This is a genomic window from Streptomyces sp. NPDC018964 (genome assembly GCF_044390325.1).
Lineage (GTDB): Bacteria > Actinomycetota > Actinomycetes > Streptomycetales > Streptomycetaceae > Streptomyces.
Genome location: NZ_JBIRYZ010000024.1, coordinates 1 through 12792, shown reverse-complemented (window position 1 = coordinate 12792; position 12792 = coordinate 1). Strand labels below are relative to the sequence as shown.

General features: G+C 71.9%; 10 protein-coding genes. 2 read left to right on the top strand and 8 right to left on the bottom strand.

The window, feature by feature from the left end; genetic code table 11:
- Positions 1-255: 255 nt before the first annotated feature.
- The 6 genes from ACH5AO_RS29725 to ACH5AO_RS29700 all read right to left on the bottom strand — a co-directional run bounded on the left by ACH5AO_RS29725 (position 256) and on the right by ACH5AO_RS29700 (position 7303).
- Entirely contained in the window at positions 256-1533 is a 1278-nt protein-coding gene (locus ACH5AO_RS29725; RefSeq protein ID WP_398929995.1) for a hypothetical protein, read from the bottom strand.
- 291 nt (positions 1534-1824) lie between these two features.
- Complete coding sequence (locus tag ACH5AO_RS29720) at positions 1825-2913, bottom strand: branched-chain amino acid aminotransferase (RefSeq protein ID WP_398929993.1); 1089 nt, start codon at positions 2911-2913, stop codon at positions 1825-1827.
- A gap of 249 nt (positions 2914-3162) precedes the next feature.
- Positions 3163-4206, bottom strand: coding sequence for a 3-isopropylmalate dehydrogenase (locus tag ACH5AO_RS29715; RefSeq protein WP_398929991.1), 1044 nt, complete (start codon positions 4204-4206; stop codon positions 3163-3165).
- 67 nt (positions 4207-4273) lie between these two features.
- Positions 4274-4405, bottom strand: coding sequence for a hypothetical protein (locus ACH5AO_RS29710; RefSeq protein WP_398929989.1), 132 nt, complete (start codon positions 4403-4405; stop codon positions 4274-4276).
- 304 nt (positions 4406-4709) lie between these two features.
- Positions 4710-6341, bottom strand: a complete 1632-nt coding sequence (gene pruA / locus ACH5AO_RS29705; protein WP_398929987.1) for an L-glutamate gamma-semialdehyde dehydrogenase — start codon at positions 6339-6341, stop codon at positions 4710-4712.
- A gap of 35 nt (positions 6342-6376) precedes the next feature.
- Positions 6377-7303, bottom strand: coding sequence for a proline dehydrogenase family protein (locus ACH5AO_RS29700; protein WP_398929985.1), 927 nt, complete (start codon positions 7301-7303; stop codon positions 6377-6379).
- A gap of 138 nt (positions 7304-7441) precedes the next feature.
- On the opposite strand from ACH5AO_RS29700, the gene ACH5AO_RS29695 reads away from it, so the two are divergent.
- Positions 7442-8659, top strand: a complete 1218-nt coding sequence (locus tag ACH5AO_RS29695) for a PucR family transcriptional regulator (RefSeq protein WP_398929983.1) — start codon at positions 7442-7444, stop codon at positions 8657-8659.
- Here ACH5AO_RS29695 and ACH5AO_RS29690 read toward each other — a convergent pair.
- Positions 8640-9230 carry a TetR/AcrR family transcriptional regulator gene (locus tag ACH5AO_RS29690; RefSeq protein WP_398929981.1) on the bottom strand — a complete coding sequence of 197 codons (591 nt, stop codon included), beginning with the start codon at positions 9228-9230 and terminating at the stop codon, positions 8640-8642. The two genes, ACH5AO_RS29695 and ACH5AO_RS29690, sit on opposite strands and share 20 nt — an antisense overlap.
- Positions 9231-9314: 84 nt before the next feature.
- Here ACH5AO_RS29690 and ACH5AO_RS29685 point away from each other — a divergent pair, with 84 nt between their 5' ends.
- The gene (locus tag ACH5AO_RS29685) at positions 9315-10856 is read left to right on the top strand and encodes an MFS transporter (RefSeq protein WP_398929979.1); all 1542 of its coding nucleotides are present in this window, start codon (positions 9315-9317) and stop codon (positions 10854-10856) included.
- A gap of 46 nt (positions 10857-10902) precedes the next feature.
- Here the strand turns inward: ACH5AO_RS29685 and serA are convergent, their stop codons facing one another.
- On the bottom strand, positions 10903-12492 hold the full coding sequence (serA, locus tag ACH5AO_RS29680; protein WP_398929977.1) for a phosphoglycerate dehydrogenase: 1590 nt from the start codon (positions 12490-12492) through the stop codon (positions 10903-10905).
- Positions 12493-12792 lie beyond the last annotated feature (300 nt).

The following is a 12792-nucleotide window of genomic DNA, read 5'->3' as shown; positions in this document are numbered from 1 at the left end:
CACCGTTCCCCCATGGTCCCTCGCGCCCCGTCCCCGGCCGCGGGTGGGGCCGGGAAACAGAAAAACCTCTCGCGGGTGCGAGAGGTCTGCGCGCGGGTCGAGGACGACGGTGTCCGCCCGTACGGTGTCGTACGTGCGGTCACTGCGGACCGGCGCGCCTGCTGCCAATAATCGTGGCGAACGAGAGCACGGGGGCAGTCTGGCACAATCCGCCCCCGCGCTCACGATCCGTCTCAGGATGCGGGCGGTGCGTGGTCAGCGCAGGCGGCGGACGAAGCCGTCGTGGTGGCCGCCGGTGTCGCCCGGGACGAGCTGGGCGGAGGCACTGCCGAGACCGATCCGCCGGGCGCCGGCGCCCAGCCAGGAGACCGTCACGGGGGCGTCCGTCACGGGCCCCGAGGTGACGGACTCGCTGACCAGCCGGGTGCCGCCGGTGCGCAGGTCGCGGAGGTAGACGTTGGCGGGCCCGAGCCGTCCGTCCGTGAGACGCGGCGCCGCCCGGTAGGCCACGTACCGGCCGTCCGGGCTGAGCACGGGCTCCTGGGGCCGGTCCTCGCCGGCCGGGCCGGGATCGATCCGCCGGGTGACGTCGTCCCGCAGATCGCGGACGTACAGGTGGGTGTCGTCCCCGGGCTCCTCGCCCGGGACCAGGTCGTCGCCCCAGTACTGGAACGCGACGGTGCGGCCGTCGGCGGAGAGCGAGGCCGGCGTGGCGTACCGCTGGGCGGGGGTGCCGTCCGCGCGGACGTTGACCCGTTCCTCGGTGCCGGTGCGGCGGTCGTGCACCCAGGTGGCGCCGTACGAACTGCGCGGCACCGCCTGGGTGTACATCACGAAGGTGCCGTCGGCGCTGATGCCGTCCAGGATCACCTGGTCGGTCGGGCGGTCCCGGTTGGCGGTCCGCTCCACGGCGCCGGTGCGCCGGTCGAGGACGTACACGGCTCCGAAGAGGTCGCCGGGGGCGTTCTCCATCCGGTCGGCCTTGGCGCTGAAGGCGATGTGGCGGGCGTCCGCCGACATCACGGCGCCGCCCGCGTAGGCGGACCCCCCGTCGAGGCCGACGCTGATCCGCTCGGTGCCGCCGGTGCGCCGGTCGTGCAGGTAGATGTCGTGGGCCCCGGTGTCCGCGGGCGGATTGTCCCAGTGCACCAGGTTCCGGGCCCGGGAGCGGAACAGGACGTACCGGCCGTCGGCGCTGATCCCCAGCGCGGACGAACCCCCGTCGGCCTGCGCGCCGTCCGGGCCGACGCTGACCCGCTCGACGGTCCCCTCGCGCAGGTCGCGCACGAAGACGTCCGTGTCCCCGTTGGTGTCGCCGGGCACCAGGTTGGACGCGTCCGCGCTGAAGGCCGCGAACCGGCCGTCGGTGCTCAGCCGGGGCCCGTAGGCGGGGCCGTCGCCCTGCTCCCCCGTCGCCGACAGGGTGACCCGCTCGGTCTTCGGCGCCGGTGCCGGTGCCGCCGAGGTCGCCGACAGCGCGACCATCGCCCCCGCGACCACCGCGACGGACGCCCCCCGCATGGCTCTGTGCATGACTCTCCCCCAGATTCCCCGTGTCCCGCGTCCCTGCGTCCCGGGTCCCGCGTCCCCGCATCTCGGGTCCCGTGTCCCCGTGGACGCCGCTCCCCCCGGCCCCGCGCCGAGGGCTCCCCAGAGCCAACCGCACCTCCGGACGGCCGGTCAATCCGCTGTTCTCCGTACAACCCGGACACGGGTTCGGGCGTCCGCGAGGCGCCGAACCGCCTTGCGTCACCCGGAACTTGAGGAAAAGGGCCGCCCCCGACCGGAAGTCGGGGGCGGCCCTCGGCGAGCGGGCGCGGAACCTCAGCCGAGCCTGTGCATCCAGCCGTGCTTGTCCTCGGCCGTGCCCCGCTGGATGTCCAGCAGCGCCTGGCGCAGCCGGGTGGTGACCTCGCCGGGCTCGCCGCCGCTCTGCCGCCACTCGGCGCCGGCCCGCTTCACCGTGCCGACCGGGGTGATGACGGCCGCCGTACCGCAGGCGAAGACCTCGGTGAGGGTGCCGTTCTCCGAGTCGCGCTGCCACTGCTCGACGGAGACGCGCTCCTCGACGGCCTCGTAGCCGAGGTCGCGGGCGACGCCCAGCAGGGAGTCACGGGTGACGCCCTCCAGGATGGAGCCGCTGAGGGCGGGGGTGACGATCTTGTCGCCGTACACGAAGTACAGGTTCATGCCGCCGAGTTCCTCGACCCACCGGTGCTCGACCGCGTCGAGGTAGCAGACCTGGTCACAGCCCTTGGTGGCGGCCTCGGCCTGGGCGAGCAGGGAGGCGGCGTAGTTGCCGCCGGTCTTGGCGTCGCCCATGCCGCCGGGGACGGCGCGGACGCGGTCCTCGGAGACCCAGATGGAGACGGGCTTCACACCGCCCGGGAAGTAGGCGCCGGCCGGGGAGGCGATGACCAGGAACAGGTACTCGTTGGCGGGCTTCACGCCCAGCCCGACCTCGGTCGCGATCATGAACGGGCGCAGGTAGAGGGACTCCTCGCCGCCGTGCGCCGGCACCCACTCCTTGTCCTGGGCGACGAGGGCGTCGCACGCCTCGATGAAGGTCTCGACCGGCAGCTCGGGCATCGCGAGGCGCTTGGCGGAGCGCTGGAAGCGCTCGGCGTTCTTCTCGGGGCGGAAGGTGGCGACGGAACCGTCGGGCTGGCGGTAGGCCTTCAGGCCCTCGAAGATCTCCTGCGCGTAGTGCAGGACGGTGGTCGCGGGGTCGAGGGAGATCGGCGCGTACGGAACGAGCTGGCCGTCGTGCCAGCCACGGCCCTCGGTCCACTTGATCGTCACCATGTGGTCGGTGAAGTGGCGGCCGAACCCGGGGCTGGCCAGGATCGCCTCGCGCTCCGCGTGCGGGAGCGGGTGCGCCGAGGGCTTGAGCTCGATCGTGGGCGTCGTCATGAGTGGTTGTCCTTCACCGGTTGTAGTGACGGGCCGCGCACACGTCCGTACGGCCGGTGGCCAGTGCTAGGACGTCCGAGCATTCCCTCATTCCGCGGCTCCGCGTTCGATTATCGCCCGGTGGCGACGGCGGACGGAACAGGGTGGATGCGGCCCGGTGGTCGATGGTGGCACCCGGCGGGGACAGGGGAAAGCCGCCGGGTGCGGATGCGACCCGGCGGCTTCGAGTGTTCTCGATGGAGCGCCGGGTCAGCCGGCTACTCGTGCGGCGAGCGCGTCGCCGATCTGCGAGGTGGAGCGGGCGGGCAGGTCGCCGCGCTCCGCGAGGTCGGCGGAGACGGCGTCCTCGATGCGGGCCGCCTCGGCGTCGTGGCCGAGGTGGCGCAGCAGGAGGGCGACGGACAGGACCGTGGCGCTGGGGTCGGCCTTGCCCTGGCCGGCGATGTCCGGGGCCGAGCCGTGGACGGGCTCGAACATGGACGGGTACACGCGGTCCGGGTTGATGTTGCCGGAGGCCGCGACGCCGATGCCGCCGGAGACGGCCGCGGCGAGGTCGGTGATGATGTCGCCGAAGAGGTTGTCGGTGACGATGACGTCGAAGCGGGCCGGGTCGGTGACGAGGTAGATCGTCGCGGCGTCGACGTGGATGTAGTCGGTGGTGACCTCGGGGTATTCCTCGGCCACCTTGTTGAAGACGTTCGTCCACAGGTGGCCGGCGAAGGTCAGCACGTTGTTCTTGTGGACCAGCGTGAGCTTCTTGCGGGGGCGGGCCTGGGCGCGGGCGAAGGCGTCACGGACCACGCGCTCGACTCCGAAGGCCGTGTTGACGGACACCTCGGTGGCGACCTCCTGCGGCGTGCCCTTGCGGATGGTGCCGCCGTTGCCCGTGTAGGGGCCCTCGGTGCCTTCGCGGACGACCACGAAGTCGATCTCGGGCTGCCCGGCGAGCGGCGTGGCGACACCCGGGAGGAGCTTGCTCGGCCGCAGGTTGACGTGGTGGTCGAAGGCGAAGCGGAGCTTGAGCAGGAAGCCGCGCTCCAGGACGCCGGAGGGGACCGACGGGTCGCCGATGGCGCCGAGCAGGATGGCGTCGTGCCGCTTCAGCTCGTCGAGGTCGGCGTCGGTGAGGGTCTCACCGGTGGCGTGGTAGCGCCTGGCGCCGAAGTCGTACTCCTTGGTCTCCAGCTTCACATCCTGCGGAAGGACGGCGGAGAGGACCTTGAGACCTTCGGCCACGACCTCCTGGCCGATGCCGTCACCGGGGATCACTGCGAGATTGATGCTGCGAGACATGCGGGCACCCTACTCCTCGTCCCACGGGATGACATGCGGTGTCCGACATACGGACGCCGTCGGCGTGTCAGTGGCCGGTCGAGCCGCCGTTGTCCCTGCGGTCGAGGGCGCGCTGGAGCGCGGCGGCGGCGTTCCTGCGGTCGGATTCGCTGGTGCGGGAGGTGTGACGGACGCGGCGGCGGGCGGTCGTCTCGGCCATGGGTCATCGACTCCTTCGACGTACGTGGAGTGCGGAAAAGGGGGTTGCGAGACACCGGAAGGGGCGGGGAGCCGCGGGCCGCAGGGATTGCCTGCGCGGGGCCCGGCTCACGACCGCCGTTCGCTCGGTCGAGCGATTCGTTCGGCTCCTACAAAGCTAGAGGAGCGGACCGCATCTGTCTGCACAATTACTCGGACTTCCTACTATCTGAGACGGCAGCCCCGCCCGCACCGCTCCCACCTGCGAAAACACCGAACGGGCCAGGTCGGGGGGTGACCTGGCCCGTCCGGGGTCGGGGTGGGCGTCAGCCCATGTGCGGGTAGCCGTAGTCGGTCGGCGGGACCAGCGTCTCCTTGATGGCGCGGGTCAGCGTCCAGCGCATCAGGTTCTGCGGGGCACCGGCCTTGTCGTTGGTGCCGGAGGCACGGCCGCCGCCGAAGGGCTGCTGGCCGACGACGGCGCCGGTCGACTTGTCGTTGATGTAGAAGTTGCCGGCCGCGTAGCGCAGCTTCTCCATCGTGTACGCCGCCGCCGCGCGGTCGTTCGCGATGACCGAGCCGGTGAGGGCGTAGTCGGACACCGACTCCATCTGGGTCAGCATCTCGTCGTACTTGTCGTCCTCGTAGACGTGCACGGCGAGGATCGGGCCGAAGTACTCGGTGCGGAACACCTCGTTCTCCGGGTCGGCGCACTCGATGACGGTCGGGCGGACGAAGTAACCGACCGAGTCGTCGTAGGAGCCGCCCGCGACGATCGTGCAGGCCGCGTCCTCCTTGGCACGGTCGATGGCGGCCTTGTTCTTGGCGAAGGACCGCGCGTCGATGACGGCGCCGATGAAGTTGGACAGGTCGGTGACGTCACCCATCTTGATGCCGTCGACCTCGGCCGCGAACTCCTCCTTGAAGCCGGAGTTCCAGATCGACGCCGGGATGTACGCGCGCGAGGTGGCGCTGCACTTCTGGCCCTGGTACTCGAAGGCACCGCGGGTCAGGGCGGTCTTCAGCACCGCGCGGTCGGCGCTCGGGTGGGCGACGACGAAGTCCTTGCCGCCGGTCTCGCCGACCAGGCGCGGGTAGGTGCGGTACTTCTCGATGTTCTGGCCGACCGTCTTCCACAGGTGCTGGAAGGTCTTGGTCGAGCCGGTGAAGTGGATGCCGGCCAGGTCCCGGTGGTTCAGGGCGACCTCGGAGACCTCCAGGCCGTCACCGGTGACCAGGTTGATGACGCCCTTGGGCAGACCGGCCTCCTCCAGCAGCCGCATCAGCAGCACGGCGGCGTGGGTCTGGGTCGGGGACGGCTTCCAGACCACCACGTTGCCCATGAGGGCCGGCGCGGTGGGCAGGTTGGCGGCGATCGCGCTGAAGTTGAACGGCGTGATCGCGTAGACGAAGCCCTCCAGCGGGCGGTGGTCGAGGCGGTTCCACACGCCCGGGGAGTTGGCCGGGGGCTGCTCGGCGAGGATGCCGCGCGCGTAGTGGACGTTGAAGCGCCAGAAGTCGACCAGCTCGCAGGGGCTGTCGATCTCGGCCTGCTGGGCGGTCTTGGACTGGCCCAGCATGGTGGAGGCGGCGATGGTCTCGCGCCAGGGGCCGGCCAGCAGCTCGGCGGCGCGCAGGATGATCGCCGCGCGGTCGTCGAAGGCCATCGCGCGCCAGGCGGGCGCGGCGGCGAGGGCCGCGTCGATGGCGTCCCGGGCGTCCGCCTGCGTGGCGTTGGCGTAGGTGCCCAGGCGGGCCTTGTGGTTGTGCGGCTGCACGACGTCGAAACGCTCGCCGCCGCCCATCCGCTTGACACCGCCGATGGTGCAGGGCAGGTCGATCGGGTTGTCGGCCAGCTCCTTGAGCTTGGCCTCCAGCCGGGCGCGCTCGGGCGACCCGGGCGCGTAGCCGTGCACCGGCTCGTTGACGGGGGTGGGGACCTGGGTCACAGCGTCCATGGGTGGCGTAACTCCTTGTCGTGAGCGGTGTGGTGTCAGCCCTTGGTGATCATGCTGCGGGCGAAGAAGCGCAGGTTCGCCGGCTTCTCCGCCAGGCGGCGCATGAAGTAGCCGTACCAGTCGGTGCCGTAGGCCGTGTAGACGCGCATGCGGTGGCCCTCGGCGGCCAGTCGCAGGTGCTCGTCGCCGCGGATGCCGTAGAGCATCTGGAACTCGTACTCGTCGAGCTTTCGTCCGGCGGTGCGGGCCAGCTCCTGGGCGATGGAGATCAGGCGCGGGTCGTGGGACCCGATCATCGGGTAGCCCTCGCCCTCCATCAGCGTCCGCAGGATGCGCACGTACGCCTTGTCGATCTCGTGCTTCTGCTGGTAGGCGACCTCGGCGGGCTCCTTGTAGGCGCCCTTCACCAACCGTACGCGACTGCCGGCCGCGGCGAGGCGGCGCGCGTCCTCCTCGGTGCGGAAGAGGTAGGCCTGGATGACGCAGCCCGTCTGCGGGAAGTCCTTCCGCAGCTCCTCGTGGATGGCGAACATCGAGTCGAGGGTGGTGTGGTCCTCCGCGTCCAGGGTGACCGTGGTGCCGATCCCGGCGGCGGCCTCGACGACCGGGCGGACGTTGGCGAGGGCCAGCTCGTGGCCGCCGTCCAGCGCCTGGCCGAACATCGACAGCTTGACGGACATCTCCGCGCGGGTGCCGAGCTCCAGCGGCTTCAGCCGGCCGATCAGCTCCAGGTACGCGTCGCGGGCGGCGGCGGCCTGCTCGGGGGTGGTGATGTCCTCGCCGACGACGTCCATGGTGAGTTCCAGGCCGTTGCCGGTGAGTTCCCGGATGATCGGCAGGACCTCGTCGACGGTCTCCCCGGGGATGAAGCGGTCGACGACCTGCTTGGTCACCGGGGCCGCCGAGATCAGGCGTCGCATCCGGTCGCTGCGCGACGCGGCGAGAATCACGGGACCCAGCACGGGGCACCTCCACAAGCTGCACGAGGCCGTCACCCGACGATTCGGGTACGGCACGGAGAACCACCGTGAAACCTACGGATGCCCCCGATCGTGGGCCATCGACAGCTGTCACGCATCCGCGCCGCAGATCTCAGACAGATGTATGAAGGCTCCTGGATCGTGCGGCAGAATGCCCGGGTGACGTCGGAACACAGGGACGACCACCAGGAGCTGGTGGACGAGATCTCGGAGCTGCTGGGCGCTCCGGCGACCCTGGAGAACCGCGACTTCGAGCTGATCGCCTTCGGGGCGTACGACAGCGAGGGCGACCTCGATCCGTCCGCGCTGGACCCGGTGCGCACCCGCTCGATCCTGACCCGCCGTTCGACGGCCGCCGTCCGCGCCTGGTTCGAGGGCTTCGGCATCACCCGGGCGACCGGCCCGGTCCGCATCCCGCGCACCCCCGAGGCGGGGGTCCACCGGGGGCGGATCTGCCTGCCGGTACGCCATCGGGGAGTCGTCCTCGGCTACGTCTGGCTGCTCGACTACGACCCGGGCCCCTCGGAGCGGCAACTGGAGGCGGCCATGCGGGTGACGGCCCGGATCGGCGCGCTGCTCGCGGACGAGGCCCAGCACGGCGCCGACCTCACGCGGGAGCTGCGCGCGGTGCTGACGGCGGAGCGGGACTGGCAGCGGGAGATGGCCGTCGCCGAGCTGCGCACCGCCCTCGGCGGCCGCGCCGACGGTCCGTACACGGTGGTCTGTGTCGCCCCCTGGCCCGCCGCCGACCCGGACGACGCCCCCTCGGTGCGTACGGTTCCGGGGGCGACGGCGCTGTGCACCCTGCCGTGGGGGGCCACCGCCCTGTCGCTGGCCCTGCTGCTGCGGCTGCGCTCGACGGACGTACTGGCCCCGGCGGCGACGGCGGCCTCACGGCTGCTGGAGCGGGCGGGCTCGGGCGGTCCCCCGGTCGCCGCCGGGATCGCCGCGCCCCGCGCGGGTCTCACCGGCCTGGGCGCGGCCTGGGCTGAGGCGTCGGCGTCGGCCCGTGCGGCGCTGGCCGAACCCCGGCTCGGACCGGTCGCCCGGTGGTCGTCGATCGGCCCCTTCCGGCTGCTGACCGCGCTGCCCCCGGGCGCCGCCCACGACCCCGCCGTCGGCCCCCTGCTCTCCCCCGCGCACACCGAACTGGCCCGCACCGCCGAGGTCTACCTCGACCGCGCGGGCCAGGCCGGCCGCACCGCCGCCGAACTGGGCATCCACCGCCAGACCCTGTACTACCGGCTGTCGCGGATCGAGCGGCTCACCGGCCTGGACCTGGACGACGGCGAGGACCGGCTGCTGCTGCACATGGCGCTCAAGGCCGCTCGCCTGTAGTGGCGGCCCCGATCACCCGGCGCAGGCCGGCGGTCAGCCGCCCGCCGTCGGGCGCGGACTTCGGGTCGAAGGTCCACTGGGCGATGAGGCCCGTCATCAGGGTCACGTAGAACGCGCCGACCGTGTCCGCGGTCTCGTCGGACACGTCCTCCTCCCGGCCGCCCATCAGCAGCGGGACCAGACCGCGCCCGGCCTCGCGCTGCGCCGCCGCCAGATGGTCGCGGACCTCGGGGAGCCGGTCGCCGAGGGCGAGGACCTCCATGCTGAGCCGCCACACCGAGCCGGGCTCCTTCATGGTGCCGATGATGTTCGACCACACCCGCTCGAACCGCTCCAGGGAGCCGGGCGCGGTCTCGTCCACGGTCCCGTCGCCCTCGAAGGCGCCGCCCATCCCCTCGACCAGGGACACATAGGCCTGCGCGAGCAGCGCGTCCTTCGACCCGTAGTGGTAGCCGATGGACGCCAGGTTGGTCCCCGACTCCTTGACGATGTCCCGCGCCGTGGTGCGCACGAAGCCCTTGGCGAGCAGGCAGCGCTTGGCGCCCTCCAGCAGATCCTCACGGTGTCCCATGGCGTCACCTTACCCATCCCTCCATACGCACGTCTTATACGCTTGTTCTAGACAGACGTATAAGACGTGCGTACAGTCACCGCCATGACAACGAATCCGCCCCGTGCCGGCCGCCGCGAGTGGACCGCGCTCACCGTGCTGATGCTCCCGCTGCTGCTGGTCTCGATGGACGTCTCCGTCCTCTACTTCGCGATTCCCCAGATCAGCGCCGACCTGGCACCGAGCGGCACCCAGCAGCTGTGGATCTTCGACATCTACGGCTTCGTGCTGGCCGGCCTGCTGATGACCATGGGCGCGCTCGGCGACCGCATCGGCCGCCGCCGGCTGCTCCTCCTCGGCGCCGCCGCCTTCGGCGCCGCCTCGCTCCTCGCGGCCTACGCGCACACCGCCGAGACGCTGATCGCGGCCCGCGCGGTCCTCGGCATCGGCGGCGCCACCCTGATGCCGTCGACGATGGCGCTGGTCCGCACGATGTTCACCGACCCCGCCCAGCGGGCCAAGGCGATCGGACTGTGGTCCGGGGTGATGACGGCCGGCATCGCGCTCGGCTCGGTGATGAGCGGCGTCCTCGTCGAGCACTTCTGGTGGGGCTCGGTCTTCCTGGTCAACCTGCCCGCGATGGCCCTGCTGCTGGTCCTCGGCCCGGTGCTGCTCCCCGAGTCGAAGAACCCCTCCCCCGGCCGCTTCGACCTGCTGAGCGTCCCGCTGTCCATGGCGGCGGTCCTGCCCGTGGTCTACGGCCTGAAGGAGCTGCCCTCCGAGGGCTGGAACGTCCGCTACGTCGTCTCGATCACCGTCGGCCTGCTGTTCGCGGTGCTGTTCGTGCACCGGCAGCGCACCACGGACTCACCGATGATCTCGCCGGCCCTCTTCCGCGGGCACGGCTTCACCCCGGCGCTCGCCCTCAACACCCTGTCGGCCTTCGGGATGATGGGCTCGTCGTTCTTCACCACCCAGTACCTGCAGTCGGTCCTCGGCAAGAGCGCGCTGGAGGCCGCCCTGTGGAGCCTGCTGCCGTCGCTGCTGATCGGCGCCGCCGCACCGGTCGCCGCCCAGCTGGTCCAGCGGGGCGTGGAGCGCGCGTACGTCGTGACGGCCGGCTTCGTCATCGCGGCGGGCGGCTACGGGCTGCTGGCCCCGGCCGGTACGGACTCGCTGTGGCTGGTGCTGGCCGCGTGCGGGGTGATGGCCTCGGGCATCGTCATCGTGATGTCGCTCCTCACCGACCTGGTCCTGAGCTCGGCGCCGGTCGAGAAGGCGGGGGCCGCGTCCTCCCTGCTGGAGACCGGCACCGAGTTCGGCGGTGCGCTGGGCATGGCCGCCCTCGGCTCCATCGGCACGGCCGTCTACCGCCACGAGATGCCGGGCACGGCCCCGGCCCCGGCGCAGGAGACCCTGGGCGGCGCGCTGGCCGTCGCCGCCGAGCTGCCGGGGCGCGCGGGGGACGCCCTGGTGACGGCGGCACGGGAGGCGTTCACCAGCGGGATGCAGGCAGCGGCGGTCGCGGGCGCGGTGCTGCTTCTGGGGGCGGCGGGACTGGCGGCGGCCGGGCTGCGACGGATCCGGGTCCGCGCGGACACGGACAACGCCGGACAGGCTGACCGACTCAGCCCGTCCGGCGTGTGAGAACCAGACCCGAAGCGAGGGACCAAGGGCACTGCCCCCGGGTACCTCAGACCAGGTTGACCGACCGGGCGGACGTCGCCCCGATCTCCGCGGCGAGCTCACCGAGCACCCCGGCGGCCACCGTGTCGTCGACCGTCAGCACCGCGAGCGCCTCGCCGCCGACCGTCGCGCGGGCGACCTGCATGCCGGCGATGTTGATGCCCGCCTCGCCGAGGATGCGGCCCACGGTGCCGACGACACCCGGACGGTCCTCGTAGCGCAGGACGACCATGTGGTCGGCGAGCGCGAGGTCCACGTCGTAGTCGCCGACCGCGACGATCTTCTGGATGTGCTTGGGGCCGGCCAGCGTGCCGGAGACCGAGATCTCCTCGCCGCCGGAGAGGGTGCCGCGCACGGTGACGACATTGCGATGGTCGGCCGACTCCGAGCTGGTGGTCAGCCGTACCTCGACACCGCGCTCCTGGGCGAACAGCGGGGCGTTGACGTAGGACACCGTCTCGTCGACGACGTCCTCGAAGACGCCCTTGAGCGCGGACAGCTCCAGCACCTTCACGTCGTGCTGGGTGATCTCGCCGTACACCTCGACGTCGAGGCGGGCCGCGACCTCACCGGCGAGCGCGGTGAAGATCCGGCCGAGGCGCTCGGCGAGCGGCAGACCCGGCTTGACGTCCTCGGCGATGACACCGCCCTGCACGTTCACCGCGTCCGGGACCAGTTCACCGGCGAGGGCCAGGCGCACCGAGCGGGCGACGGCGATACCGGCCTTCTCCTGTGCCTCGTCCGTGGAGGCACCGAGGTGCGGGGTGCAGACGACCTGGTCGAACTCGAACAGGGGGGAGTCGGTGCACGGCTCCTTGGCGTACACGTCCAGGCCGGCGCCGGCGACGCGGCCCTCCTTGAGCGCCGAGTACAGCGCCTGCTCGTCGACGATGCCGCCGCGCGCGGCGTTGATGACGCGGACGCCCGGCTTGACCTTGCGCAGCGCCTCGTCGCCGATCAGGCCGAGGGTCTCGGGGGTCTTGGGCAGGTGGACGGTGATGAAGTCGGAGACCTCGAGCAGCTCGTCCAGCGAGAGCACCTTGACGCCCATCTGCGCGGCCCGCGCGGGCTGTACGTAGGGGTCGTAGGCGACGACCTTCATGCCGAAGGCGGACATGCGCTGCGCGACGAGGGCGCCGATCCGCCCCAGACCCACGACACCGAGGGTCTTCTCGGCGAGCTCGACGCCCGTGTACTTGCTCCGCTTCCACTCGCCGTTCTTCAGCGCGGCGTTGGCCTGCGGGATGTGGCGGGCGGTGGCGACGATCAGACCGCAGGCGAGCTCGGCGGCGGTCACGATGTTCGAGGTGGGGGCGTTGACGACCATCACGCCGGCCTTGGTGGCGGCGGAGACGTCGACGTTGTCCAGGCCGACACCGGCGCGGGCGACGACCTTGAGCCTGTTCGCGGCGGCGATCGCCTCGGCGTCGACCTTGGTGGCCGAGCGGATCAGGATCGCGTCCACCTCGGCGATGGCCGGGAGCAGCTCGGCGCGGTCCGCGCCGTTGCAGTGGCGGATCTCGAAGTCCGGACCGAGTGCGTCGACGGTGGCGGGCGACAGCTCTTCAGCGATGAGTACGACGGGTTTCGAGCTCACGTGAGTCCTCACAAGTCCAATGCGGACGGCCGTCCCGACGGCCGCAGGCGGTGAAGAAGTGCTAGCCGCGTGGAAGACGCACGACACTGTGGGCCTGACGCGTTTGTTGTACAGCAGTCTAGTGGCGCGGGGCGGGTCGTCTTGCGCCTCTGCGGAATGGTCACCCGGAAGAGGCCGGGTCCGGGCCGGAGTCCCGGGGGGGGGGGGGGGGGCCCCCCCCCCCCCCCCCCCCCCCCCCGCCGCCCCCCCCCCCCCGCCCCCCCCCCCCGCGCCCCCCCCCGGCGAGCACACCGCGGCGGC